The sequence below is a fragment of the Streptomyces sp. ADMS genome, from assembly GCF_033441795.1.
Lineage (GTDB): Bacteria > Actinomycetota > Actinomycetes > Streptomycetales > Streptomycetaceae > Streptomyces.
In genome coordinates this window covers 65,994-91,557 of the sequence record NZ_JAVFVX010000012.1, presented here as the reverse complement: position 1 = coordinate 91,557, position 25,564 = coordinate 65,994, and the positions used below count along the sequence as shown (strand labels likewise).

Here is a 25,564-nt window from a genome sequence, read left to right as displayed (position 1 = left end):
TGGCGTCCGCGCGGCGCTGCGCAGCGGGCGGCCGGCCTGAGCCACCGGGGTGGGGTGCCTCGGGCCGGCGGACGGTCGCCCCTACTCCCCCTCGTACGCCTTCCTCAGGGCGGCGATGTCCAGCTTGCCCATGGCGTACATGGCCTTGGTGGTACGGACGGCCTTCTCCGGGTCCGGGTCGCTGATCATCTCGATCAGGCCGTCCGGGATGACCTGCCAGGACAGTCCGTACCTGTCCTTGAGCCACCCGCAGGGGCCGCCCTCGCCGCCGCCCTCGGTGAGCTTGGTCCAGTAGTGGTCGACCTCCTGCTGGTCCGCGCAGTGGATCTGGAAGGAGACGGCCTCGCTGAACTTGAACTCCGGGCCGCCGTTGAGGGCGACGAACTTCTGCCCGTTGGCCACGAAGTCGACGGCCAGCACGCCGCCGGCGGGGGCGGGGCCTGCCTCGTTGTAGTAGCCGATCTTGCCGAGGGTCGAGTTCCTGAAGACCGAGACGTAGTAGTGCGCGGCTTCCTCGGCCTGGCCGTCGAACCAGAGACACGTGGTGAATCCGTCGGTGGTCATGGAGCACCTCCTGGGGCGGGAACGCTGTCACCTCATTCGACCGGTCCTCGGGCGGAAACTCATCGGTGGCGCGATGAGGTGTTCCGCCCGGTCCGTCTCAGGTGTGACTCCGCCTGTCGCTGATCAGCCTGTTCAGCCTGATCAGGCGATCATTGACCCACCCGGCCGTCGATCCGCTCGCGCAGGAGGTCGGCGTGGCCGCAGTGCCGCGCGTACTCGTTGACGTGTGCCGCCAGGACGTCGCGCAGTTGCAGCTTACCGCCGGGCTCGGGGCCGAGGTCGGAGAAGCCGGCGTTCCAGGTGCCGAGGTCCTCGACTCCGGCGATGAAACGGTCGGTGCGTTCCACTTCCAGCCGCCACTGCCTCCAGGCGTCCTCCACGACCCCCGCGTCGGCGACCGCGCCGTTCCAGTCGCCGTCGCGGTCCTCCTCGGTGCGGTACAGCTTCGGCGCCTCCTCGCCGGCCATGACCCGGCGGAAATGCCGTTCGTCCTCGGTCAGGTGCCGCACCAGGCCGAGCAGGGACATCGTGGACGGCGGTACGGAGCGCCGGGCCATCTGTTCGGCGTCCAGTCCCGCGCACTTCATCTCCACGGTGAGGCGGTAGTGGCGCAGGCCTTCGAGCAGCGTGCCGCGTTCGTCGACGATCTCGGCATCGGTCTCGCGCGGGTCGTCGTCCGGGTCGACCCACATGTCGGCATAGACAGTCGCGACCGTCCACCGGGCCGCCGTTGTGTCGTTGTCGTGCTCACGCGGGTCCATGGAGGCATGGTCGCGCGCGTCCACACGGTGCGCCACCGATTAACCGCGCCGGCGCGGAGCCCGTCCGCGCCGCCGTCCTCCGGGTCACCGCCCGCTATGCCTGGTGGACGATCTGGATCAGGTTGCCGCAGGTGTCGTCCAGGACAGCGGTCGTGACCGGGCCCATCTCCAGCGGCTCCTGGGTGAACCGCACGCCCAGCGCGCGCAGCCGGTCGTACTCGGCGTGCACGTCGTCCACGGCGAAGGCGGTGGCCGGGATTCCGTCGTCGGCCAGCGCGTCCCGGTACGGTTTCACCGCAGGATGGCCCGAGGGCTCCAGCAGCAGTTCGGTCCCGTCGGGGTCCTCGGGCGAGACGACGGTAAGCCACCGGTCCTCGCCGATCGGGACCTCGGTCTTCTTCACGAAGCCCAGCACGTCGGTGTAGAAGCGCAGGGCCTTGTCCTGGTCGTCGACGAAGACGCTGGTCAGGTGAATCCTCATGGTGTGCTCTCTGATTCGTCGGGCCTGATCCACCGCTCGGCGATGCGCTTGAGCGGTGCGGTGTTCAGGTCATGGAATTTGTAGCGCCCCTCCCGCCGGCTCTCGACCAGACCGGCGGCCTCCAGCACGGCAAGATGCTGGGAGACCGCCTGACGCGAGATGCCGAGGTGGTGTCGCATGCTCAGCCGCGAACAGATCTCGAACAGGCTCTGTCCCGGCCGCTCTGTGAGTTCGTCGAGGATCTTCCGGCGGGTGGGGTCGGCCAGGGCTTTGAACAGTTCATCGGCCACACCTCCACCATAGGCAAGTGTGTACTTGCCTATCAAGTGGGGGTGTGCCGGGTCCTCCGAGCCGATCCCGCCGACGCCGGACGGGGACATGACGTCCCTGCGGTCCCGTGGAAACCCGGTGCGTTGACTCGCCGCACCGGCATGGGCGACGATCCCGACCGGTGAGGGTCTCCCCACCGTCCTCGCGGGGTCCAGAACCGCCCGTGAGGCCGAGGTCACAGTTCCCCCGAGGTCAAGGTCACAGCCTGGAGCTCTGCTCCGGCCGCACCTCTCTGCCCTAGCATCCGGGCATGACAGTCCTGCCCAACGACGGGCTCTCGCTGGCCGCCGAGTTCCCTTCCACGACCCATGAGCAGTGGCAGCGCCTGGTGGAAGGCGTACTGCGCAAAGCGGGCAAGGAGGTCTCCGCCGCGACAGCCGAGGACGCGCTGTCCACCCCGCTGGAGGACGGGCTCACCACCCGGCCCCTCTACACGGCGCACGACGAGGCTCCCGAGCCCGGCTTCCCCGGCTTCGCCCCCTTCGTACGCGGCGGACGGCCCGAGGGGAACACCGTCGGAGGCTGGGACGTACGGCAGCGGCACGCGACCCTCGCCGGCGACCCGGTGCTCGCGGACCTGGAGAACGGCGTCACCTCGCTCTGGCTGACCGTCGGCCCGGACGCGATCCCGGTGGCGTCCCTCGACCGGGCCCTCGACGGTGTCCATCTCGACCTGGCCCCCGTCGTCCTCGACGCCGGACAGGAAGTCGAGTCCGCTGCAAGGGAGTTGCTGCGGCTGTACGAGGAGCGGGGCGTCGCAAGGGAGGCGGCGCGCGGCAACCTCGGCGCCGACCCGCTGGGCCACGAAGCCCGTACGGGTGAGGAGTTGGCCTTCGCGCCGGTCGTCGCGCTGGCGCGGCTGTGCGCCGAGCAGTACCCGGGGCTGCGCGCTCTGACCGTGGACGCGCTGCCGTTCCACGAGGCCGGCGGCTCGGCCGCGCAGGAACTGGGCGCTTCCCTGGCGACCGGGGTCGCCTACCTGCGCGAGCTGACCGAGGCGGGACTGTCCGTCGAACAGGCCTGTGCGCAGCTGGAGTTCCGGTACGCGGCCACCGCCGACCAGTTCCTGACGATCGCCAAGCTGCGCGCGGCCCGGCGGCTGTGGGCGCGGGTCGCCGAGGTGTGCGGGGCGCCGGGCGCGGGTGCCCAGGTCCAGCACGCGGTGACCTCGCCGGTGATGATGTCGCGCCGCGACCCGTGGGTGAACATGCTGCGCACGACTGTCGCCACGCTGGCCGCCGGGGTCGGCGGCGCCGACTCCGTCACGGTCCTCCCCTTCGACCACGCGCTGGGCCTGCCGGACGCGTTCGCGCGCCGGATCGCCCGCAACACCTCGGCGATCCTGGTCGAGGAGTCGCATCTCGCGCGGGTGATCGACCCGGCGGGCGGCTCCTGGTACGTGGAGCGGCTCACCGACGAACTCGCCCACGCGGGCTGGGAGTTCTTCCAGTGGACCGAGGGGGCCGGTGGTCAGGCGGCCACCCTCCGCTCCGGTCGTCTGGGCAAGGCCCTGGCGGCCACCTGGGCGGCCCGGTCCGCCAAGCTGGCCAAGCGGCTCGAACCCATCACCGGTGTCAGCGAGTTCCCGAACCTCGCCGAGCGCCCCGTGGAGCGCGAGCCCGCGCCGGAGCCACCGTCCGGAGGGCTCCCCCGGGTGCGGCGCGACGAGGCGTACGAGGCTCTGCGCGCCCGCTCCGACGCCCGCCTCGCCGCCACCGGAACCCGGCCGCGCGTCTATCTGGCGGCCATCGGCCCGGCCGCCGCGCACAGCGCGCGGACGGCCTTCGTCTCGAACCTCTTCCAGGCCGGCGGCATCGAGCCCGTCACGGAGGGCACGTTCGAGGAGAGCGGCGCCTCGGAGGTCTGCCTCTGCTCCAGTGACACGCTGTACGAGGAGCAGGCGGCGACCGTGGCGGCGGAGCTGAAGGCCGCCGGCGCTTCGCATGTGTTCCTCGCCGGCCGTCCCGGGCAGTACACGGACGTCGACGCGTACGTCTTCGCGGGCTGCGACGCCGTAGCCGTGCTCTCCGCCACCCTCGACCGCATGGGAGCGTTCTGATGGGAATCCCCGACTTCTCCGGAATCGAACTGGGGACCCCGACCGCCGAGACCGCGGCCGGCGCCGACGACTGGCGTACGGCCGTCAAGGGGGCCACGGGCTCGGACGGGACCTTCTGGGAGACCCCGGAGGGCATCGCGGTCAAGCCGCTCTACACCGTCCGTGACCTGGAGGGCCTGGACTTCCTGTCGACGTACCCGGGTGCCGCCCCGTATCTGCGCGGCCCGTACCCGACGATGTACGTCAACCAGCCCTGGACGATCCGTCAGTACGCGGGTTTCTCCACCGCCGAGGAGTCCAACGCCTTCTACCGCCGCAACCTCGCGGCCGGCCAGAAGGGTCTGTCGGTCGCCTTCGACCTGCCCACGCACCGGGGTTACGACAGCGACCACCCGCGCGTGACCGGTGACGTCGGTATGGCGGGCGTGGCGATCGACTCGATCTACGACATGCGGCAGCTCTTCGACGGCATCCCGCTGGACAGGATGACGGTGTCGATGACGATGAACGGCGCGGTGCTGCCCGTTCTCGCGCTGTACATCGTGGCGGCGGAGGAACAGGGCGTGCCGCCCGAGAAGTTGGCCGGGACCATCCAGAACGACATCCTCAAGGAGTTCATGGTCCGCAACACCTACATCTATCCGCCGAAGCCGTCGATGCGGATCATCTCCGACATCTTCGCCTTCACCTCGCAGCGAATGCCCCGCTACAACTCCATCTCGATCTCCGGCTATCACATCCAGGAGGCGGGTGCGACGGCCGACCTGGAGCTGGCGTACACCCTCGCGGACGGGGTCGAGTACATCCGGGCGGGCCGTGAAGCGGGCCTGGACGTCGACGCGTTCGCGCCGCGGCTCTCCTTCTTCTGGGCGATCGGCATGAACTTCTTCATGGAGATCGCCAAGCTGCGCGCGGCGCGCCTGCTGTGGGCGAAGCTGGTCGGGCAGTTCGACCCGCAGAACGCCAAGTCCCTTTCCCTGCGCACCCATTCGCAGACGTCCGGCTGGTCGCTGACGGCGCAGGACGTGTTCAACAACGTGACGCGTACGGCCGTGGAGGCGATGGCGGCGACGCAGGGCCACACGCAGTCGCTGCACACCAACGCCCTGGACGAGGCGCTCGCGCTGCCCACCGACTTCTCGGCGCGCATCGCCCGCAACACCCAGCTGCTGATCCAGCAGGAGTCGGGCACGACGCGGGTCATCGACCCGTGGGGCGGCAGCGCGTACGTGGAGAAGCTGACGTACGACCTCGCGCGCCGCGCCTGGCAGCACATCGAGGAGGTCGAGGCGGCGGGCGGCATGGCGAAGGCCATCGACGCGGGCATCCCCAAGCTGCGCATCGAGGAGGCCGCGGCGCGCACCCAGGCCCGCATCGACTCGGGGCGCCAGCCGGTCATCGGCGTCAACAAGTACCTTGTGGAGACCGACGAGCAGATCGATGTCCTCAAGGTCGACAACTCCTCCGTACGCACCCAGCAGATCGAGAAGCTGCGGCGGCTGCGTGCGGAGCGCGACGAGCGCGCCTGCCAGGACTCGCTGGACGCGCTGACCCGCGCGGCGGGCGGTGACGGCAACCTGCTGGAGCTGGCGGTGAACGCCGCCCGCGCGAAGGCTACGGTCGGGGAGATCTCGGACGCGCTGGAGAAGGTGTACGGGCGGCACGCGGGCCAGATCCGTACGATCGCGGGCGTGTACCGCAACGAAGCAGGCGAGTCCCCGTCCGTCGACCGCACGCGCACGCTGGTCGACGCGTTCGAGGAGGCCGAGGGGCGCCGGCCGCGCATCCTGGTCGCCAAGATGGGACAGGACGGCCACGACCGCGGCCAGAAGGTGATCGCCACCGCCTTCGCCGACCTCGGCTTCGACGTCGACGTCGGCCCCCTGTTCCAGACGCCGGGCGAGGTGGCCCGGCAGGCGGTGGAGGCGGACGTCCACATCGCCGGGGTGTCCTCGCTGGCCGCCGGGCACCTCACCCTCGTACCGGCGCTGCGCGAGGAGCTGGCGGCCGAGGGCCGGGAGGACATCATGATCGTCGTCGGCGGGGTGATCCCGCCGCAGGACGTGCCGACCCTCCTGGAGATGGGCGCCGCGGCCGTGTTCCCGCCGGGGACGGTGATCCCTGACGCGGCGTACGACCTCGTCCAGCGGCTCTCGGCCGATCTCGGGCACGACCTGTGATCGATCTCGACGCGTACGTCAAGGGCGTGCTCGACGGGAAGCGGGCGATCGTGGCCCGTGCCATCACGCTCGTCGAGTCGACCCGCCCCCAGCACCGGGCGTCGGCGCAGGAGTTGCTGACGGCACTGCTCCCGCACAGCGGCCGGGCCCGGCGGATCGGGGTCAGCGGGGTCCCGGGGGTCGGGAAGTCGACGTTCATCGACGCGTTCGGCACGATGCTGACCGGGCTCGGGCATCGGGTGGCGGTGCTCGCGGTGGACCCGTCGTCCAGCCGTACGGGTGGGTCGATCCTGGGCGACAAGACCCGGATGGAGCGCCTGGCGGTGGACCCGGCGGCCTTCATCCGGCCCTCCCCCACCTCGGGAACGCTGGGCGGGGTCGCCAAGGCGACGCGGGAGTCGATCGTGGTGATGGAGGCGGCGGGCTACGACGTGGTGCTGGTGGAGACGGTCGGCGTCGGACAGTCCGAGACCGCCGTCGCGAACATGGTCGACTCTTTCCTGCTGCTGACGCTCGCCCGTACCGGCGACCAGTTGCAGGGCATCAAGAAGGGCGTCCTGGAACTCGCGGACGTGCTCGCCGTCAACAAGGCGGACGGCCCGCACGAGCATGACGCCCAGTCCGCCGCAAGGGAGTTGGCGGGCGCCCTGCGACTGATGCACGGCAAGGACGCGGCCTGGACACCGCCCGTGCTGACCTGCAGCGCCCGTGAGTCGAGCGGCCTGGACACCGTCTGGGACCGCCTCGAACAGCACCGCACCCTGCTCGACTCGACCGGCCGCCTCACCGCCAAACGCCGTGACCAGCAGGTCGACTGGACCTGGACGATGGTCCGCGACGAACTGCTGGGCCGCCTGCACGCCGACGAGGGCGTACGTGCCGTCACACCCGGCCTTGAACAGCAGGTGAGGAACGGCGAGTTGACGGCCACACTCGCCGCCGAGCGCATCCTGAAGGCATTCGCCGACAGAGGCCACTGAGGGCAGTGGGGGCAGTGGGGGCCGCGCGGCTGGTTCGCCCCTTCCTGCCGGCAGGCAGGCAGGCAGGCAGGCAGGCAGGCAGGCAGGCAGGCAGGCAGGCCAAGAGAAAGCCGGTTCCGCCTGCGCGGCAAGGGACTTGACCAGGCCGAATCCGGTCACCCGGACCGACAGTCCGGACACCTGGCGCCGGAAGTCGGCCTCTCCGCTCCCGTCGGAAAGGCGGGCGTCGGGATCAGGCACCGGGCTCAGATGAGGAGCCGGACTTCCCCTTCCCGCCTCTCAACGGACCGCCGGCACCGTCACCCTGCTCAACACGGGTACCCCCACGCGCGGGCGAGGTCACGCAACGCCTCCGGGACGTCCTCCGCGTCCGGCAGCGGACGGGCCTTCTGGATCTTCCCTGACTTGATGTTCTCGCTCCAGTCACCGATGAACGGCACGAAGGGGCCGTGATCGCCCTTCCGGTAGTCGAGCATCTTCGATGTCCAGGGCACATCGAGGAACGCGCAGATCTCCCGGGTGACCGCCTCGGGCCGCTCCGTCAGGTCCTCGTAGCGGACCGTGAGGCCGTCCAGGCCGTTCCGGGCCGCTTCGACCGCCTCGACGTACATGCGCACCTCCCGGACGGTCGCGCCGAGGTCGCGGTCGGGACGGTTGTTGATGAGGGAACTCACCATCGAGGCGGGGTGGCGCAGCAGGAAGATGTACCGGCCCTGCGGCCAGGCCTCCGCCAGCCGCTCCCAGAACCCCGCGTTGCCCGGCGTCTTGTCCACGATGATCTGCTTGCCGCTGCGCACGAGTTCCCGGTGGAGGATGCGGTCCCACAGCAGGTACTCCAACTCTCGCTGGTCGAGGTCAAGTTGGGCCATTGCCTTGGTGGTGTACGGCTTGGTGAGGTCGACCGCCAGGGTGCGCAGGTGCATCTCGTGCGGCGCCCGGATCTGCGGGTGACTGTTGAGCAGGACGCGCAGGAGTGTGGAGCCGGAGCGCACGGAGGAGATCACGAACACCGGGTCCGGGACGAGCCGGTGGGCCGACTGCGGCACAGGGGGCTCCGCGAGCCGCCGTACGCGCCGCCGCAACCCACGGGCCACTCTGCGTACTTCCGGACCGACCATGACCGTGCCTCCTTGACCCCCGGTACAAAGAACCCTCACCCCCCTTGGGTACTTAACCATCCTGTGACCGAAACCTGGGTACCCCATGGGAGAGGAATGAGAAATTCCTGAGACCCGGCAGCTGTCCGGCCGCCGCATGGTTGATGATGGGCGGGTCATGACCATGCCCCGTACGCCGACGACGCACTCCGCGCCACTGCCCGTGTTCCGGGCAGCGGTGTTCGCCGTCGTAGGCACGGTGCTCGGGGTCAGCGCACATCATCTGGCCGCCGAGGGGCCGCCTCCCTGGCGGTCGGGCGCGGCCGTGACGGCACTGCTGTTCGCCGTGGGGCTTGCGGGCGCCCGCCGCCCGCGTTCACTCGCCTCGGTGGTGGTGACGAGCGCGGTGGCGCAGACCGGCCTCCATGTGTGGTTGTCGGCCGCACCCTCACGCCACCCGTCAGCCGGCGCCGCCCCCGTGCCCACGCATGCGCATGCGCATCACGCGATGCCTGCCCACGGGGCCTGGCAGGAGCGGCTGTACGACTCGGCGGCGATGACGGTGCTCCATGCCGTGGCCGCCGTACTCGTCGCCGTGCTGCTGCACCGCGCGGACGCGGCCTGCTGGTCGCTGGCGCGCGGACTGAGCGGGGCCGCCGGCGCGGTACGGACACGGATGGCCACCGTACGGGCACTGCTCGACGGCCGTCCGGCGCCGACCGGGCGCGCATCGCGGGTGCGCCGCCCGCGCCGGACGGAGCCGCCGCCGCTCAGGGGAGCGCTCCTCGCGGACGCGGTGGTACGGCGGGGTCCCCCGCCGGCGTGGCCCGCTCCCGCCAACTGACCCCACAGGAACGGCCCGCCGCAGGTCGGCCGCTCCGTGCCACCGCACGCCCGGAGAAACCCGGAGACACCCATGTTCACTGCCCTCACCAAGCGCGGCACCGCACACCGCCTGACCCTCGTGGCCGCCGCTGCCGCCTCCCTCGTCCTCCTCACCGCCGGACCGGCAGCCGCCCATATGGAGGTCGAGTCCGACAAGGCCCAGGCGCTCGCCGAGAACGTCGAGATCTCCTTCCACGCGGAGGCGGAGTCCGACACCGCCGGGATCACCGGGGTCCGCGTGATCCTTCCCGAGGGCATCGCACCCGGTGACGTGACGTACGGCGAAGGCCCCAGGGGCTGGAAGTTCGCGACCGACGACGAGGGTTACACGGTCAAGGGCGCGGCCCTGAAGACCGGCGTGAGCGCCGAGTACTCCGTGGTCGTACGTCAGCTCCCCGACGTGAAGGAACTCGCCTTCAAGTCTCTGCAGACCTACGGCGACGGCAGTATCGACCGTTGGATCGAACTCGACGAGAGCGGTGAGCAGCCCGCGCCGGTGCTGAAGCTGAAGACGGCCGCGCCGGGCGCGAAGCCGGTCAGCCCGGCGCCGAGCGAGACGGGTTCGGCGTCCCCGTCTCCGTCCGCGACGCCGACGGCCGAGGCCACGGAGGCGCCGGCCTCGCCGGCCGCCGAGGCCACGAGCGACGACGACGGCGGGATGTCCGCGGGGGTCTGGACCGGCATCGGTGCGGCGGTGGTCGTGGTGGCGGGTGCAGCCGTGTATCTCGTACGACGCCGGGGCGCCGGTCAGCAGTAGCCGGCTCGTCCGGCGTCTCCCGACCACCCGGTTACCGCATCCATCCAGCCCGGGCCCAGGCCGTCTCAGCCCGTCCGGCGCTTGAGGACAAGGCCCGTTCAGGGCCGTAGCGGGGTCCGGGGGCGCAGCCCCCAGGTACGGGATGGGACGGCAAGGGGCGGCGGGGGCGAGAACAGCACCCCCGCCGCCCCTCAGTCGTGCGGCGCCTTGCCGCTGACCCGGTGGTCGGCATGGCTCAGCGCCTCCATCACCAGGCGCCGCAGATGCCCGTCGCGCAGGCTGTAGTGGACGTACCGGCCCTCCCGCCGGGTCTCCACCAGCCCCGCGAGGCGCAGTTTCGCCAGATGCTGGCTGACCGCCGTCCGCGACGCCTCGCACCGCTCCGTCAGCGAGCCGACGTCCGACTCGCCCTGCGCCAGCAGCCACAGCAGATGCAGCCGCGTCGCGTCGGACAGCAGCGCGAACACCTCGGTCGCCTCCGCGAGACGCGCGCTGTCCGGCGCACGCAGATGCGCATCGGCCGCAGTTGGCAAGGTTTCGCGAGCAGGCATGTCCTCAGCGTAGAGGCAGGACGGTCTCGTCGAGGGCGTCGCCGGCCGACTACCCCATCAACATGTGCACAGGTGCGCACCTATGGCTACAGTGGAGGTGGACCGCGCCCGCTCCCCGACCGCCAAGGGACCGACGCATGCTCTCCGTACTCCGCAACCGCACCTACCGCCGCCTCTTCACCGCCCAGGTCGTCGCCCTGACCGGCACCGGCCTGGCAACAGTCGCCCTCGCCCTGCTCGCGTACGACCTCGCGGGTCCCGACGCCGGATCGGTGCTCGGCACGGCGCTCGCGGTCAAGATGGTGGCGTACGTGGTGATCGCTCCGGCCGTCGGCGCGGTCGCCGACCGGCTGCCACGGCGCGCGCTGCTCGTGGGGTCGGACCTCACGCGGGCCGGGGTCGCACTGCTGCTGCCGTTCGTGGACCAGATCTGGCAGGTGTACGTCCTGATCTTCCTGCTCCAGGCCGCGTCGGCCGCGTTCACCCCCACCTTCCAGGCCGTCGTACCGGACGTACTGCCCGCCGAAAGCGACTACACCCGGGCCCTGTCCCTGTCCCGGCTCGCCTACGACCTGGAGAGCCTGTTCAGCCCCGCCCTCGCCGCCGCGCTGCTCTCACTGGTCACCTACAACTGGCTGTTCCTGGGCACGACGGCCGGGTTCCTCGCCTCGGCGGCCCTGGTCGTCTCCGCCGTACTGCCCAAGGCCCTCGTCGCCACCGCCCCACGGACCGGCAGCGTGTACGCCAGGGCGACCGCGGGCACCCGTCTCTTCCTCGCCGTCCCGCAGTTGCGCGCCCTGCTCGCCCTCGATCTGGCGGTGGCCGCCGCGGGCGCCACGGTCACCGTCAACACCGTGGTGTACGTCCGCGACCTGCTCGGCCGGGGCGCCGCCGACGTACCGCTGGCGCTCGGCGCGTTCGGTGCGGGTTCGATGACCGTCGCGCTGCTTGTGCCCCGGATCCTCGACCGGGTACCGGACCGTACGGTGATGCTGCGGGGAGCGCTGCTGCTCACCGTCGTCTTCATCGCGCTCGGCGCCATCACCTCGGTGGACAACGGCAGTTGGCGCTGGCCCGGACTACTGGCATCCTGGGCCGCGTTCGGCGCCGCCTGCTCGATGGTGCTCACTCCGACCGGGCGACTGATCCGCCGGGCGGCGCCGGCCGAGGAGCGGACGTCCGCGTTCGCGGCCCAGTTCTCCCTCTCGCACAGTTGCTGGCTGCTCACGTACCCACTGGCCGGCCGGCTCGGCGCGACGGCCGGGCTCGGGTCCGCGGTGCTCGCCCTGGGCGCCGTCGCCCTGGCCGCCGGGCTGCTCGCCGTACGTCTGTGGCCGGCGGGGGAAGCCGCGCCCGCCGAGCACGAGCACGCCGATCTCCCCGCCGGGCATCCGCATGTGACCGACGCGCGACGGGTCGGGGGAGGCTGGCGGCACAGCCACCGTCCGCTTTTCGACGGGCTGCACGGTCAGCCGGTCCCCAGCCATGGCTGCGGGTCAGCGCAGTAGCCGTCGTCGATCACCTCGAAGTGCAGATGAGGACCGGTCGACAGGCCGGTCGAGCCGACCCGGCCGATCAGGCCGCCGCCGGACACGGACTGTCCGGCGGTCACGTCAAGCGCGGACAGATGGCTGTACGTGGTCTCCAGGCGCTTGCCCTCGATCGTTCCGTGGTCGATGACTGTGCGGTTGCCGTACGCCCTGGTCATGGCCGCGAAGACCACCTGGCCCCGGCGGGCGGCGAGGACCGGGGCCTGCCGCCCTGGCAGCGAAGAACCCGGTCATAAGATCACCCTCGTAGGCGCGAACGATGTTGACGGCTCGGGTGCTCGTCAATGTCCCCGCGGGGCAAGGGAAGTGACGAGAGGAAACGTCGTGAGCGAGCAGGACAGCACGTCAGAGGGACGAAGCCGGCTGGACACCTCGGTGGCCCACAACGCGAGGGTGTGGAACTACTGGATCGGCGGAAAGGACAACTACGTCGTCGACCAGGGCGTCGGTGACCACATCGACGCCATGTTCCCGCTGATCCGCAGCGTGGCCCGCGCGGACCGCGCCTTCCTCGGGCGAGCCGTGCGCTTCCTGGTCGCCGAGCGGGGTGTTCGGCAGTTCCTGGACATCGGGACGGGGCTGCCGACCGTGGACAACACCCATGAGATCGCCCAGCGCATCGCTCCCGAGTCGCGGATCGTGTACGTCGACAACGATCCGATCGTGCTCGCGCACGCCCGAACGCTGCTGACCGGCACCCGCGAGGGGGCCACGGACTACATCGACGCCGACATCCACCACCCCGACGCCATCGTCCGGCGCGCCTCGGAGACCCTCGACTTCGACCGGCCCGTCGCCGTCATGATGCTCGGCATCCTGAATTTCGTGCTCGACACGGGCCAGGCGCAGGGCATCGTGCGCCGGATCATGGCGTCGGTTCCCTCGGGGAGCTATCTGGTCCTCACCCATCCGACGACCGACCCGGATCTCGACGGTGAGGGGAACATCGAGGCGATGAAGTTCTGGAACGACAACGCCACCCCGCCGATCACCGCACGTCCCCGTGCCGAGGTCGCCGCTTTCTTCGACGGCCTGGACCTTCTCGCACCGGGGCTGGTCTCCTGTGCGCAGTGGCGTGCGGAGAACGACTCCGCCGACGTTCTTCCGCAATTCGGTGCCGTCGCAGTGAAGCCCTGACCGGACAAGAAAGGGACAGCTCCGCCACAGAATCCTTCAGGCGCGCATTCATACGCTGTCGGCGATAATTGGTATATGAGTACGACAACGTCTGAACTACTGGCCGCGTCGAGCGATCTACTCAACGTAACGGCCGCATTCGTCGCAGGCCTGTTCATCGCGGGTGCACTGATCTGGGCCTTCTGGTTCGGCATGCGGGTCCGGGACCGTGAATCCCCCCGGCCCCGTCCCGACGAACAACCCACACTCCCGCTTTCCGGTGCGGTCCATGAGGTCCGCGAGATGAGGGAGCCCGACGAGATGCCGCGCGCGGCCGAGGAGCGGGAGCGGCTCATGCCGTACGAGCTCCACCGCGCGTCGACCAGACGCCGGAAGGACCAGCAGCGAGGACGCTGGGATCCCGGCTCCAGCGGCTCCTTCGGCAGTGGCGGCCTGGGCCGCCACTGAGCGACCCGCGGCCTGGGCCGCACGACCCGCGAAGCGCGGGTCGTGCGGCCCGGATGGCCGACCGGAGACAGTTGAGTACAACGTGAGGCAACCATTCACTCGTTCGATTCGTATAACTCCTTGGAGGCGGGGCACGCGGGACGGGACAGTTGCAATACCGGAGCGCCACCGTCCACTTGACCGACGTCGTCGCCGATCGAGGAGAAGCGATGCAGCTGTTCGTTCTGAACTACGCGCGCCCCGTTGAGCAGTTGGAGGTAAGCACTCCGTACAGTTACGACTGCGGACTGCAGTTGAATCTGCTTCCGGGCGGGCGGATTGCCGCTCATGACCATGCCGTGATGCGTGAATTCGGAGCCACTACGTCAACGGCCGGCTCCAAGACGCACTTCGACGACTGAACATGGACCTGACGCGATGACGGTCCTGGTTCTGACGTCCGAACAGGATGTGACGGCGGATCTGGTGGTGGCCCGGCTGAACGGGATGGGCGTTCCCGTGGTCCGCATCGATCCCGCCGGCCTGCCGGGCGAGGTCGCCCTGTCCGGCGAGTACGCGCACGGCGCCTTTCGCGGGCATCTGTCCGCCGGCGGCCGCCTGGTGAGCATGGGCGGACTGCGGTCCGTCTGGGTACGCCGGCCGGGAGTCCCGGGGGCGCGGGCCGCCGAGCCGTCCGGCTGGCTCACAGAGGAGGCCTCGCAGGCCTTCTACGGCATGCTGCGGGGCACCGGCGCGCGCTGGATGAACCATCCCGACGCCGCTCGCCGGGCCCGCCACAAGCCCTGGCAGCTCCATCTCGCCCAGCGCAGCCGGCTGCCGGTGCCGGCCACGCTGATCACCACGTTCCCGCAGGCCGCCCGTGCTTTCGCGCAGCGCTTCCCCGACCTGGTCGTCAAACCCGTCTCCGGCTCGCATCCGCAGGAGCCGCCCAGGGTGGTGCCGACGAGCCGGGTGCCACCCGACGTCGACTTCACCGCCGTCACCTTCGGGCCCACGCTGCTGCAACGCCGGGTCGACAAGCGGGCCGACATCCGGCTGACGGCGGTCGGCGCGGAAATCCTCGCCGCCCGCAAGGCCGTGGCACCCGACGCCCATCCTGACGACATCGATGTCCGCTTCGCCCCCTCGGACGAGCCCTGGCGGCCGGTCGACGTACCGCCGCATATCGCCGAGGCCGTGCACCGATATCTGCGGGACGCCGAACTCGCCTATGGCGCCTTTGACTTCGCGGAGGATTTCGACGATATCTGGTGGTTTCTCGAATGCAATCAGTCGGGCCAGTTCGGCTTCGTCGAGATGGACACCGGGCAACCCATCGCACAGACGGTCGCCGACTGGCTGGCCGGAGACGGACCGGAGACGCAGACACGTCCCCATGACCCTCAGGGATCCATGCGCACGACTCCGTGAAACATGGTCGTCCTCGCAGCGCACACCCGACCGGACTCAACTGTTAATGGGATCCATTTTCATGTAACGTCCTGTCTCGCTCGCCAACCGAGGAGGATCCCATGGCCGTTCCCAAGCGGAAGATGTCCCGCAGCAACACCCGTCACCGCCGCGCCCAATGGAAGGCGACCGCCACTCAGCTGGTGCCGGTCACGGTCGACGGGGTCGCGCACATGGTGCCGCAGCGGCTGGTCAAGGCGTACGAGCGAGGGCTGATCCAGCCCTGACCAGCCCTCGCCGCCCCCACCCGCGCCTCAGCTGTTCCAGCTCTCGTCGTACGGGTCGCGCGGGCTCGGAACCGGCCTGGCCTCGGCGATGTCGAAGAACGGGATGACACCGTCGTTCACCGGGTCCCTGGTTCGCTTGTCGGTGTAGGTGCCGGTGAGTTCGAGCCAGGTGTCCGGTTGCAGCACCGGGGGGATCCGGCCGGTCAGGCCGACCTTGACCGGCTGGGCGTCCGCGGCACAGCAGTTGAGTGCCATCCGGACGAGGTACGGGGTGCCCTTGCCGTCGAGCGCGACGAACCCGGTGATCACGATCCGCCGGTTGCCCAGCGAGCGTCCGTGGTCGTAGGCCGCGCGGCCCGCGTAGTCGACCAGGCTGAGGCGCACGGGGTCACCGGACGGCAGGGGCGCGTAGGCCAGCGGCTCCTGGAGCGCCGTACCGGTGCGCAGGGCGCTGTAGGAGCCCAGGGCGGGCGGGGCCACCAGGATCAGCGCGAACAGGGGCAGCACCAGGAGCCAGGCGACGCGCGGTTCACGGTGGACGTGAACCTCCTTCGCGGGGACGGTCCCTGAGCGATTCCGCTCGTACCAGACCGTCGCCAGCGCGGCCACGATCAGCACCACGCCGGCACCGATGACCAGCGGGCGGAGCCCTGCCTTGACGTAGCGCAGATAGAGGTCGGTGGCAGCGGCGTGCACCATCGCTCCGCCGACCAGGAACAGGACGACCGCCTGTGCCTGCCGGTTCACAGGAGCACCGCCCCGACGAGGACCGACGACGCCACGGCCAGGACGAAGGTGGCCGGGGCGAAGCGCAGGGCGAAGCCGCGGCCGAAGGTCGCCGTCTGCATGGCGAACAGTTTCAGGTCGATCATCGGGCCGACCACGAGGAACGCCAGCCGGGCCGTGAGGGAGAACTGGGTCAGGGACGCGGCGACGAACGCGTCCGCCTCCGAGCAGATCGACAGCAGCACCGCGAGGACGGCGAGCGCGAGGACCGACACCACGGGGTTGTCCGCCGCGAGGCTCAGCCAGTGCGCCGGCACGACGGCCTTCAGGGTGGCCGCGGCCATCGCGCCGACCACCAGGAAGCCTCCCGCGTGCATCACGTCGTGCCGTACGGAACTCCAGAACGCGGCGCCCTTCCCGAGGCCCTCGTCCGACGGGTGGGCCGGCGGGCGCAGCCACTCGGTGCGGCCGAGCCGCTGCCAGAGCCATCCCATCGCACACGCCACGAGCAGACTCGCGACGAACCGGGCGACCACCATCTCCGGCCGGCCGGGGAACGCGACGGCGGTCGCGGTCAGCACGATCGGATTGATCGCCGGGGCGGAGAGCAGGAACGCCAGCGCCGCCGCCGGGGCGACACCCCGCCGCACCAGCGCGCCCGCCACCGGCACCGACGCACACTCGCAGCCGGGCAGTACCGCTCCGGCCATCCCCGCGACCGGCACCGCGAGACCGGGCCTGCTGGGCAGGGCGCGGACGAAGAAAGACGGCGGGACGAACACCGCGAGCATCGCCGACAGGAGCACACCGAGGACGAGGAAGGGCAGGGCCTGTACGACGACGGCGACGAACACCGTCATCCAGCTCTGCATCACCGGCTCGGAGACCGCCCGGCGGATCGGCCCCTGGAACGCGACCACCAGGATCAGCAGCATGGTCAGGACGAGCGGCGAGTTGAACTGCCAGCCCTCCTCGCCCGGCGCATCGCCCTGCGCCCCGTCCCGCGGAACCTCCGGGTCGCGGTGGCCGGCCCCGGGCGGGGCAGCTTTGGTGATGCTCACGGGTGAGGTACCTCCGGGCGTGGCTGTGCTGCGTGCGTTCGTTCCCTACCACTTCAGTACGCCGGGACGGGCGCGGTTGCTCATTCTGCGAGACCGGGGAACGGGCTAAGTTGGCGCGTATGCAGTCCTACACCATTGGTCAGGCCGCCCGTCTGCTGGGCGTGAGCCCCGACACCGCGAGGCGGTGGGCGGACGCGGGGCGGGTGAAGACCCACCGCGACGAGGGTGGGCGGCGGCTGATCGACGGCCGGGATCTGGCCGCCTTCTCGACCGAGCTGGCCAACACCGGCGCGGCTACCGGCTCCGGTGAGGAGGAGCCGTCGTACACCTCCGCCCGTAACGCCTTCGCCGGCATCGTCACGGCCGTGAAACTGGGCGATGTCGCAGCTCAGGTCGAGATCCAGGCGGGCCCGCACCGGCTGGTGTCGCTGCTGACCCGGGAGGCCGTGGAGGAGTTGGGCCTTGAGGTCGGCGTGGAGGCCACGGCCCGTGTGAAGTCGACGAACGTACATATCGACCGGATGTGACGCGGGTGTGTAGCCGCTGCCGGAATGGGCATGCGGCCGGGTGAGCCGGTGCCATCCGCCCCGGTTCGTCCCACGCCGTGGATGCCACCGGCCCGCGGATCCGGTCATGCCGAAGGGCTGTCCGTGTAGGTGAGAGACTCGGCCGCGTGGAACAACCCCTCTCCTCCCCCACGTTCGACGATCTCCTCGGCCGGGCCCGAGGGCTGGTCCGGGACGGCCGGCGTGCCGTACTCGGTATAGCCGGGAGCCCCGGGGCGGGCAAGACGACGCTCGCCGAGCGGCTCGTCCGGGTGCTGAACGGAGACGGCGCGCCCTGGGTCGCCCATGTGCCGATGGACGGGTTCCATCTCGCCGACGTCGAGTTGGAGCGGCTGGGCCTGCGGGACCGCAAGGGCGCGCCGAACACCTTCGACGCGGCGGGGTACGCGGCGCTGCTGCGGCGGCTGCGCGAGGAGAACGACGGAGACGGCGAGGGGGAGATCGTCTACGCGCCGGGGTTCGAACGGGTTCTGGAGCAGCCGACCGCGGGCGCGATCCCGGTGTTTCCGTCGGCGCGGCTTGTCGTCACCGAGGGCAACTACCTTCTCCTTGCGGAGGGTTCGTGGGCGCGGGTGCGGGCCCAGCTCGACGAGGTGTGGTTCTGCGAGCTGGACGAGGAGGAGCGGATCCGCCGGCTCGTCGCCCGGCACGAGGAGTTCGGCAAGGACCACGACACGGCGGTCGCGTGGGTGCTGGGCACGGACCAGCACAACGCCGAACTGGTCGCGGCGACCCGGGACCGGGCGGACCTGGTCGTGAAGAAGCAGTGAAGAAGCAGACCTGACGGACACGACGAGGCCGAGCAGCGCGCGGGTGGGCTGCTCGGCCTCGTACGTCTCGTTCGTCGGCCTTCTCAGTCGAGAAGCGTCAGCTCCGGTTCGCCGTGGGCGTCGCCCGCGGTGTCGCCGATCACGGCTGTGAACGCCTCGGTGCGCACGAGCAGACCTTGCGGCGTCGCCTCGATGACCGGCGCGAACTCGGCGTCGCCGTCACCGCCGTACCGTACGGCGAAGACGCTCAGCCCCTCCGGTGCGCCGGGGGCCGGGTCGGCCTCCAGAGCCGTGGAGGAGACCAGGTGGCGCCAGCCCTCGTCGGGGTTGCCGTAGCCGCGCGGGTCGGCCGCGAGGGCGAAGGCCGCCTGTTCCTGGGTCGCCTCCGTGCGGGCGTCGAAGTGGTCCACGCCGTCGGTCCGCGGGTGCGTCAGGCGCAGCGGGCCCGCGGAACTCACATCGCCGGCTTCCGCCGTCCTGCGGACCCGGTCGCCGTCGTCCGTGGCGTAGGGCAGGCCGGCGAGCAGGTACGGGGTGCCGTCGAGGTGTTCGACGGCGACCGTGACCCACAGGGTCGTGCCGTCCGTGACGTACAGGGACTGGAGGTGGCGCAGGACGTGGTCGCGGCCGACGACCGGCTTGGTGACCAGCTTGGCCGCGAGGTGGGCGGTGCGCAGGTCACGTACGCGGACCTCGCCCATCGGGCGGCAGAGCAGGAAGCCGTCCACCACCGGGCCGAAGCCGTGCTGGCGGTTGACCGCCGCCGGGAGGTAGTACGTGCCGGCCGCCTCGACCAGCGACGGCGTCATCCTGTCGTCGAAAGCCACCGAGACCGCGCCGGCGCGGAGTTGGTGGCGCAGCGGTTCGGTCGAGGGGGTGCGGTGCCAGCGCGTGGTGTCCTGGATCTGCCAGACCAGCATCCACGCGAAGTGGCCGTCGACCCCGCCGTCGGCTTTGGCCGCGTGCCGGGCCCAGCGCCTGTCGCCCCGGTAGCGGCCGAGGTCGGAGCCGATGCGGGCGCCGAAGTAGCGCAGGCCGAGGACGGACTCGAAGGCGGAGTGCTGCTCGCTGTAGCGGGGGCCGCCGTTGTCGAACCCGCCGTTGGTGAGGCGGGCGTCGACGTAGCGGGCCAGGGCGTCGCCGTCCTCGGCGAAGATCTCCTCACCGCTGATCCGGTGGGCCTGGGCGAGGAAGGACAGGGAGATCGGGCCGTAGTTGTTGTCGTAGGCGCCGCCGTGCTCGGCGGGCAGCAGCGCGCCGCGGTCGCGGACCCGGTGGGCGCGGATCTCGTCCGTGTACAGCTCCAGTGCGCGGGCGCGGACCGACTCCCCCTCCTTCGGGGACAGATGGCGTGCCAGCATCAGGCCGCCGACCACACAGCCGATCGCCTGGTTGCCCGCCTCCTGGGGATTGAAGAAGGTCGCCTCGGTCAGCCAGCGCCAGTAGCCGCGCGCCACCTCCAGCAGCCGTGCGCGCGGTGCGTCGTCGACCAGGCCGTCGGCCAGGTCCAGCACGTCGACCGCCTGGAGCAGCGCCCAGACCGTACTGGGCCAGTCACCGATGGGGTGTGCGCCCGCGGCGAGAGTGTAACGGGCATACGGCAGACCGGAGTTGCGGATTCTCAGGTTGGGGTAGCCGGGGTTGTCCCTGACGTGGACGCGCTCGCGCAGGTGGAAGGCGAGGCTGCGGTGCACCACCTCCGGCAGCCGCGGGTCCTTGCCGCGCTGCCAGGCGATGGCGAGGAGCGAGGTGATGCCGAGCGAGGTGTCGCCGATGTCGTCGACGCAGTCGGGGTGTTCGAGGTTGCCCTCGGGCGTGATGCGCGCAAGGGCCTGCTCGACGACGTCGGCGAGGACCGCGTCGTACGCGTCGGGGCTGTCGGGCAGGTCGTGCAGGGGGCCGCGCTGGTGCGTGAGGTGCACGGGAGGGGACGTGAGGTGCACGGGGATCAGCCCTTCATGCCTGGGGTGGCCCATGGTGTGGTTCGTCGGAGTCACACGACGGGTGCGGGCCGGCGGGCGCGCAGTGCGACGGTCAGTGTGTGCGGGCCATGTCCACCGATGTAGACGCGGTTCCCGGTCGTCGCATCGGTGCCCCCCACTACGGTGTGGTCCTGACCCGGGTCGTACCGCAGTACGTCACTCCGGTCCGGCCCGGCAAGCGGTTCGCCTGCCTCGATGCCGGCCTCGACCCGGATCTCGTCGTCACCGACCCGGTAGGTCATCGGCCCGGTCGTCAGGCACCAGCGTCCGTCGCCGATCGGTACGGCGCCCTCTGGCGCGCCGCCCGGTCTGAAGGTCAGTTCGAGGGCCCAGGGCACCCGTGGTCCGCTGATGCCGATCCGCAGGTCGGCACCGTCTTCCCGCAGGTCCACCTCGACGCGGGTCGTGTGTGAGACCTCGTCCCGAGGCCGGTCCGGGAAGGCCATCGCAGCCGAGAAGCGTCCCTCGTCCACCAGCCGGTAGACGCCGTCGCCCCGCCTCTGGTCCGTCGGGAGCGGCTGGTAGTAGGCGGCCGTGAGGGTTTCGGTGAGCCGGTACCGGTTGTCGGCGGGCTGTTGCATGTCGGCGGCGCGGAACGGGCCCAGGTCGAAGAACCCCCGCGTCAGACGGACCGCGTCGAGGACGGCGTCGCCGGCGAACAGGCGCAGGAAGGTGGGGTTGCAGGCGAGGCCCGAGCGGATGCGCCGGTGCTCGGGCACGTCGGAGCCGCCGTACACCACCGTGTGCGCCGTGGCCGAGGCGCGTACGGCGAGGTGTGCGGTGGTGATGTACCGGTCGCGCGGGAGCGTCTCCGCGGCCGGGGCCGGCAGGGCGCGGCACAGGTCCGGGGTGAGGAGGGTCTCGGCGAGCAGGTCGGGGTCGTCGATACCGCCGGCGGCCGCCAGCCGCGCCACCCGGGCGAAGTCGCCCCGGCCGGTGCGGATCGCGAGCAGCCGGTAGTGCGGCAGGTAGGGCGCCAGCGGGAACGGGTGGTTCTGGTCCTGCCGTCGCGAGTGGACGGTCTCCACCGTGCCGTCCGGCCTGATGAGGTCCAGGGTCGTGGCGAGATTGCGTTCGACGGCGTACAGCAGGTCGGCGCGGCCGAGCACTTCGGCCAGCAGCAGCAGCGACGGGTTGGACACATGGGCCGCGTAGTTGGCGCTCCGTTCCGCGTACAGGCCCTCCGCGTCGATGTCGACGCCCTCGGCGAGCCACTCCTCGACGCGGTCGAGCAGCCGGTCGTCCGGGAACGACCGGTGCAGCCGAGCCAGCGCCGCCGACAGCTCCCAGCGGTGGTTCGGGGTGTGCACCCCACCCGTCAGGAGACTGCCGGAGGCGGCGCCGGCGATCTCGGCGAGCGCGGCCGTGACCTCGCGCAGTTCCGGCCCGGCGCCGGCGGCGAGGACGTGTGCGTCGCACACGTCGTTGACGGTGAAGGCGGAGTCCGGCGGCGACTGCACGTTGTCGCCGCCGGCGAAGAGGCCGGTGGTGGTCTGCGTGGCCCGCAGGGCGCGGAGGTGGGTCGTCGCGGCGGCGACGGCCTGCCCGCTGCCGTGCAGTGCCGAGTCCGGGGAACGGTGTGCCGCGATCAGAGTCTTCACCCGGCGTGCCAGAGCGCGGTGAGTCACACCGGCGGGTTCCTCGTCGGGGCAGGCCGCCAGCGGGGCGGCCTGCCGGTCGGCGGCGCGGGCCGCCGCGCGGACGAACTCGTGGTCGAGCGGGGTGGACACGGTCAGTCCTTCAGTCCGGCGTTGATGTCGGCGTTCATGACGTAACGCTGGAACACCAGGAAGACGACGATCAGCGGAACCATGGAGATGACCGATCCGCCGAGCAGCACCGACCAGTTGATGTTCTGCGCCCCGACGAGGCTCTGGATGCCGATCTGAACAGTGAACTTCTCGGGGTCGTTGAGCATCAGCAGCGGCCAGATGTAGTCGTTCCACCGCCACTGGAACGACAGGATGGCGAGCGTCAGCATGATGGGCCGGGAGATCGGCACCATGATCCTGAGGAAGATCGACAGCTCAGGCGCGCCGTCGATACGGGCGGCCTCGATGAGCTCGTCGGGGACCGTCAGGAAGAACTGGCGGAACATGAAGCAGCCGGTCGCGGTGAGCACGGCCGGGAGGATGATGCCGGCGAGCGAGTTGTAGAGGCCGAGGTCGCGGACCACCAGGAACTGCGGGGCGAGCATGACCTCGCCCGGCAGCATCGTGGTGGCCAGGATGCAGATGAAGAACGCCTTGAGCCATTTGTTGTCGTACTTGGCCAGCGCGTACCCCGTGCAGCAGCTGACTCCCACCGTGAGGATCGTCGCGATCACACACACGATGGTCGTGTTGATGAAGTACTGGGAGAAGTTGGCGCTGCGCCACGCTTCCGTATAGCCCGACAGCGTGGGGTTCTCCGGAAACAGCGTCAGCGGAAGGGAGAACAGGTCTCCCGCCGGTTTGAAGGAGCTGAGGACGAACCACAGCACCGGCACCGCGTAGAGAGCTGCCAGGACCCACAGCAGAGTCGTCGCGGGCACCGCGCGCCGAAGCCCACCGCCGGCGGCGCTGCGGGGCCGCTTCTTGGAAACAGCCCGTCCGGGCTCGGCGTCGACCGGGCGCGGCATGTCTGTGGTTGTCATCGGTTCTCCACCCGCCGGTTGACCATCATCTGGATGATCGCGACGGCCATCAGGATGAGCATGAGCACGAACGACGCGGCGCTCGCGTAGCCGATCTGGCCCGCTTTGAAGCCGGTCTGGTAGATGTACTGCACAAGCAGGTTGTTCGACGTTCCGGGTCCGCCGTTGTTGAGGGAGGCGAACAGCGGGTATTCCTTCATCCCGTGGATCGTGTTGAGCAGGATGACGATGAAGGAAGTGGGCGCGATGCTCGGCAGTGTGATGCTGACGAACTGGCGCCACGGACCGGCACCGTCGAGCGCGGCCGCCTCGTAGTACGACGTCGGTACGTTCTTGATCGCCGCGATGAACAGCAGCATCGAGAAGCCCGTCCAGGCCCAGGATGCCGCCACCACGACCACCGTCAGCGACAGGTCCGCGTTCGACTGCCACGGAACGGCACTTCCGCCGAACTCCTCGATGAGGTAGTTGACCAGTCCGAAGTTCTCACCGAACAGCCACCGCCACAGGACACCCACGACGATGGGCGACAGAAGCCACGGGATGAAGAAGAAGATGCGGGCGACCGACACGCCCTTGGCGTGCTTGCTCACCAGGACGTTGGCGATGAGCAGCGAGAACACGAAGTTCAGCGGAACGAAGAGCACCGTGTACAGCAGCGTCCGGCTCATCGCGTCGTAGAACGTGGAGTCCCCGAGCAGCTTGCTGTAGTTGTCCAGTCCGATGTACTGGAACGCCCCCACTCCCGTGTAGTTCGTGAAGGAGTAGACGAGCCCGATCACCGCCGGCCAGACGAAGAACAGCGCGAAGAGCACGACATTGGCCGCGATGAGAACGAGCGGCGCAAGGGTGTACTTACTGCGTCTTCTGGGCGGGCTCACGGACACGGCGGACACGTCCGAGGCGCGTTTTGTCATCTTCCTGACTCCGTGCTGGGGGGATGGATTGCGGTGGGCTCACGCCATGAGCCCGGCATGACGTGGGCTCCCAGGTCCGGGCGGCGGAGTCTTGACCCGCCGCCCGGCCCGCCGGCCTACGATCAGCCGCCGACCTGCTGGTTGTAGCCGTCCACGATGTTCTGCAGGGCCTTGTCGGCCGACTGCTCGCCGTTGATCGCCTTGCCGAGCTCCGCCTTGGTCGGGTCGTCGGCGAGGCTCTTGCCCTTCAGCACCCAGTTCGTCTGCGCGCCGCTGAAGTAGCCGGAGATCGGGTCGTAGAGCGGGATGGACTCGTTGTAGAGCTTGAACGCCGCCTGCGCCGCCTCGGACTCGAAGGGGTACTCCGGGTTCAGACCGCTCTCGACCGGCAGGAAGCCGGAGGCCTCGCACAGCGCCTTGTAGTGGTCGGGCTCGTACAGCCAGGAAAGGAACTTCTTCGCGGCGGCGGCCGCGTCGGCGTTGTTGTTGAAGCCCACCGTCATGCCGCCGCTGTTGACGTCACTGGCCTGCACCGGCTGGGCGGGAGTCGGGACGCTCGCCCACTCGAACTTCGTGATGCTCTCCGCGTAGGCGGCAACCTGCCACACGCCGGACCAGTAGGCGACGACGTCACCGCTCTGGAACATGGCCGACGGGTCGGCGCCGCTGGTCCACACCGACTTCGGCATGGTCTTGTCGTCGTTCCATCCGACGAAGGTGTTCACGGCCTTCTTGGTCGCCGCGTCCACCGAGAACTTGCCGGAGTCGTCGGCGTGGACGTACTTCCCGCCCATCTCGTACACCATGGCGCGCAGCCGGGACGGCGACTGGTCGAAGGTCAGGGAGTACTTGGCGTCGGTCTTCTCCCTGACCTCGTCCGCCGCCTTGATGAACTCGGTCCAGGTCCACGTCTTGTCGGGCGAGGTCGGGTAGGAGACTCCGGCCTTCTCGAAGAGCGACTTGTTGATGAACATGCCGGACGCGGTGACGTCCGAGGGGATGGACAGCACCTTCCCGGACGAGTCCTTGGCAAGGAAGTTGGCGTTGATCTTGTTGGTCTTGTCGTTGGCGATGGAGCTGAGGTCGATCAGCTTGTTCGACCAGATCGGGTCGAGCGCCGGCACGGCCGCCACGTCGGGCAGCGAGTTCGCCTGCGCGGAGTTGCGCAGCTTCGTCGTGTAGCCGTCGTAGGGGATGTTGACGAGCTTGACCTTGACGCCCGTCTCCTTCTCGTACTGCGCCACCATCTCCTTCCAGCCCGCGTCCTGCCCCGGAACCGTGGAGATCCAGAACGTCAGCGACTTGGAGGTCCCGCCCGAGTCGGATCCCCCTCCGCAGGCGGAGAGCAGCAGGGCACCTGCCGTGGCAACGGCAGCGAGGGGAGCCAGGCGGCGCATACCGCCGCGGCCGAGTCGGCGAGAGCGCCGCACACCTACAATGGTCATCTTCGAT

General features: G+C 70.2%; 26 protein-coding genes and 1 pseudogene. 13 read left to right on the top strand and 14 right to left on the bottom strand.

What is annotated here, in order from left to right; all coding sequences use genetic code 11:
• Nucleotides 1-81 precede the first annotated feature (81 nt).
• The 4 genes from RB628_RS08345 to RB628_RS08330 all read right to left on the bottom strand — a co-directional run bounded on the left by RB628_RS08345 (nt 82) and on the right by RB628_RS08330 (nt 2,096).
• Nucleotides 82-564, bottom strand: coding sequence for a VOC family protein (locus tag RB628_RS08345; protein WP_318319659.1), 483 nt, complete (start codon nt 562-564; stop codon nt 82-84).
• Nucleotides 565-713: 149 nt separating this feature from the next.
• Entirely contained in the window at nt 714-1,325 is a 612-nt protein-coding gene (locus tag RB628_RS08340) for a DinB family protein (protein WP_318319658.1), read from the bottom strand.
• 94 nt (nt 1,326-1,419) lie between these two features.
• Entirely contained in the window at nt 1,420-1,806 is a 387-nt protein-coding gene (locus tag RB628_RS08335; protein ID WP_318319657.1) for a VOC family protein, read from the bottom strand.
• The gene (locus tag RB628_RS08330; protein WP_318319656.1) at nt 1,803-2,096 is read right to left on the bottom strand and encodes a metalloregulator ArsR/SmtB family transcription factor; all 294 of its coding nucleotides are present in this window, start codon (nt 2,094-2,096) and stop codon (nt 1,803-1,805) included. The genes RB628_RS08335 and RB628_RS08330 overlap by 4 nt, the downstream gene beginning before the upstream one ends.
• Before the next feature lie 290 nt (nt 2,097-2,386).
• On the opposite strand from RB628_RS08330, the gene RB628_RS08325 reads away from it, so the two are divergent.
• From RB628_RS08325 to meaB, 3 genes are read left to right on the top strand one after another with little or no spacing between them, the layout of a single operon-like run.
• The gene (locus RB628_RS08325; RefSeq protein ID WP_318319655.1) at nt 2,387-4,195 is read left to right on the top strand and encodes a methylmalonyl-CoA mutase family protein; all 1,809 of its coding nucleotides are present in this window, start codon (nt 2,387-2,389) and stop codon (nt 4,193-4,195) included.
• Nucleotides 4,195-6,375 (top strand): methylmalonyl-CoA mutase, encoded by a 2,181-nt coding sequence (gene scpA, locus RB628_RS08320; protein WP_318319654.1) that lies wholly within the window; start codon nt 4,195-4,197, stop codon nt 6,373-6,375. Before RB628_RS08325 ends, scpA begins: the two co-directional genes overlap by 1 nt.
• Nucleotides 6,372-7,355: a methylmalonyl Co-A mutase-associated GTPase MeaB gene (gene meaB, locus RB628_RS08315; protein WP_318319653.1), complete on the top strand. Its 984-nt coding sequence runs from the start codon at nt 6,372-6,374 to the stop codon at nt 7,353-7,355. The genes scpA and meaB overlap by 4 nt, the downstream gene beginning before the upstream one ends.
• A 308-nt stretch (nt 7,356-7,663) precedes the next feature.
• Here the strand turns inward: meaB and RB628_RS08310 are convergent, their stop codons facing one another.
• Nucleotides 7,664-8,473 (bottom strand): sulfotransferase, encoded by an 810-nt coding sequence (locus RB628_RS08310; protein WP_318319652.1) that lies wholly within the window; start codon nt 8,471-8,473, stop codon nt 7,664-7,666.
• 157 nt (nt 8,474-8,630) lie between these two features.
• On the opposite strand from RB628_RS08310, the gene RB628_RS08305 reads away from it, so the two are divergent.
• A complete protein-coding gene (locus tag RB628_RS08305) occupies nt 8,631-9,296 on the top strand; it encodes a hypothetical protein (protein WP_318319651.1) in 666 nt (221 codons plus the stop codon).
• A gap of 72 nt (nt 9,297-9,368) precedes the next feature.
• Entirely contained in the window at nt 9,369-10,094 is a 726-nt protein-coding gene (locus RB628_RS08300) for a DUF1775 domain-containing protein (RefSeq protein ID WP_318319650.1), read from the top strand.
• A gap of 191 nt (nt 10,095-10,285) precedes the next feature.
• On the opposite strand, the gene RB628_RS08295 is transcribed toward RB628_RS08300, so the two are convergent.
• Nucleotides 10,286-10,645, bottom strand: coding sequence for a metalloregulator ArsR/SmtB family transcription factor (locus tag RB628_RS08295; protein WP_318319649.1), 360 nt, complete (start codon nt 10,643-10,645; stop codon nt 10,286-10,288).
• 137 nt (nt 10,646-10,782) lie between these two features.
• Here RB628_RS08295 and RB628_RS08290 point away from each other — a divergent pair, with 137 nt between their 5' ends.
• Complete coding sequence (locus RB628_RS08290) at nt 10,783-12,153, top strand: MFS transporter (protein ID WP_318319648.1); 1,371 nt, start codon at nt 10,783-10,785, stop codon at nt 12,151-12,153.
• On the opposite strand, the pseudogene RB628_RS08285 reads toward RB628_RS08290, so the two are convergent.
• Nucleotides 12,114-12,398, bottom strand: a pseudogene (locus RB628_RS08285) (M23 family metallopeptidase); the annotation flags it as partial. The gene RB628_RS08290 and the pseudogene RB628_RS08285 overlap by 40 nt on opposite strands.
• A gap of 121 nt (nt 12,399-12,519) precedes the next feature.
• Between RB628_RS08285 and RB628_RS08280 the strand changes: the two are divergent.
• The 5 genes from RB628_RS08280 (at nt 12,520) to rpmF (ending at nt 15,455) form a co-directional block, all read left to right on the top strand.
• Entirely contained in the window at nt 12,520-13,332 is an 813-nt protein-coding gene (locus RB628_RS08280) for an SAM-dependent methyltransferase (protein ID WP_318319647.1), read from the top strand.
• A gap of 75 nt (nt 13,333-13,407) precedes the next feature.
• Nucleotides 13,408-13,779, top strand: a complete 372-nt coding sequence (locus RB628_RS08275) for a DUF6479 family protein (RefSeq protein ID WP_318319646.1) — start codon at nt 13,408-13,410, stop codon at nt 13,777-13,779.
• A gap of 209 nt (nt 13,780-13,988) precedes the next feature.
• On the top strand, nt 13,989-14,180 hold the full coding sequence (tgmA, locus tag RB628_RS08270) for a putative ATP-grasp-modified RiPP (RefSeq protein ID WP_318319693.1): 192 nt from the start codon (nt 13,989-13,991) through the stop codon (nt 14,178-14,180).
• A 16-nt stretch (nt 14,181-14,196) separates the two neighbouring features.
• Complete coding sequence (tgmB, locus tag RB628_RS08265; protein WP_318319645.1) at nt 14,197-15,189, top strand: ATP-grasp ribosomal peptide maturase; 993 nt, start codon at nt 14,197-14,199, stop codon at nt 15,187-15,189.
• A 101-nt stretch (nt 15,190-15,290) separates the two neighbouring features.
• Nucleotides 15,291-15,455: a 50S ribosomal protein L32 gene (rpmF, locus tag RB628_RS08260; RefSeq protein ID WP_318319644.1), complete on the top strand. Its 165-nt coding sequence runs from the start codon at nt 15,291-15,293 to the stop codon at nt 15,453-15,455.
• Between the two features lie 27 nt (nt 15,456-15,482).
• On the opposite strand, the gene RB628_RS08255 is transcribed toward rpmF, so the two are convergent.
• The gene (locus tag RB628_RS08255; protein WP_318319643.1) at nt 15,483-16,202 is read right to left on the bottom strand and encodes a TIGR03943 family putative permease subunit; all 720 of its coding nucleotides are present in this window, start codon (nt 16,200-16,202) and stop codon (nt 15,483-15,485) included.
• Nucleotides 16,199-17,242, bottom strand: coding sequence for a permease (locus tag RB628_RS08250; RefSeq protein WP_318319642.1), 1,044 nt, complete (start codon nt 17,240-17,242; stop codon nt 16,199-16,201). The genes RB628_RS08255 and RB628_RS08250 overlap by 4 nt, the downstream gene beginning before the upstream one ends.
• Before the next feature lie 119 nt (nt 17,243-17,361).
• Here RB628_RS08250 and RB628_RS08245 point away from each other — a divergent pair, with 119 nt between their 5' ends.
• Entirely contained in the window at nt 17,362-17,769 is a 408-nt protein-coding gene (locus RB628_RS08245; protein ID WP_318319641.1) for a helix-turn-helix transcriptional regulator, read from the top strand.
• Nucleotides 17,770-17,915: 146 nt separating this feature from the next.
• Nucleotides 17,916-18,578, top strand: a complete 663-nt coding sequence (locus RB628_RS08240) for a nucleoside/nucleotide kinase family protein (protein WP_318319640.1) — start codon at nt 17,916-17,918, stop codon at nt 18,576-18,578.
• Nucleotides 18,579-18,661: 83 nt separating this feature from the next.
• On the opposite strand, the gene RB628_RS08235 is transcribed toward RB628_RS08240, so the two are convergent.
• The 5 genes from RB628_RS08235 to RB628_RS08215 all read right to left on the bottom strand — a co-directional run bounded on the left by RB628_RS08235 (nt 18,662) and on the right by RB628_RS08215 (nt 25,557).
• Nucleotides 18,662-20,500 carry a hypothetical protein gene (locus RB628_RS08235; protein ID WP_318319692.1) on the bottom strand — a complete coding sequence of 613 codons (1,839 nt, stop codon included), beginning with the start codon at nt 20,498-20,500 and terminating at the stop codon, nt 18,662-18,664.
• Between the two features lie 71 nt (nt 20,501-20,571).
• Nucleotides 20,572-22,290 (bottom strand): hypothetical protein, encoded by a 1,719-nt coding sequence (locus tag RB628_RS08230; protein ID WP_318319639.1) that lies wholly within the window; start codon nt 22,288-22,290, stop codon nt 20,572-20,574.
• 2 nt (nt 22,291-22,292) lie between these two features.
• Entirely contained in the window at nt 22,293-23,195 is a 903-nt protein-coding gene (locus RB628_RS08225) for a carbohydrate ABC transporter permease (protein WP_318319638.1), read from the bottom strand.
• The gene (locus tag RB628_RS08220; RefSeq protein WP_318319637.1) at nt 23,192-24,112 is read right to left on the bottom strand and encodes a sugar ABC transporter permease; all 921 of its coding nucleotides are present in this window, start codon (nt 24,110-24,112) and stop codon (nt 23,192-23,194) included. Before RB628_RS08220 ends, RB628_RS08225 begins: the two co-directional genes overlap by 4 nt.
• A 122-nt stretch (nt 24,113-24,234) precedes the next feature.
• Nucleotides 24,235-25,557 carry an extracellular solute-binding protein gene (locus tag RB628_RS08215; protein ID WP_318319636.1) on the bottom strand — a complete coding sequence of 441 codons (1,323 nt, stop codon included), beginning with the start codon at nt 25,555-25,557 and terminating at the stop codon, nt 24,235-24,237.
• Between the last annotated feature and the right edge of the window lie 7 nt (nt 25,558-25,564).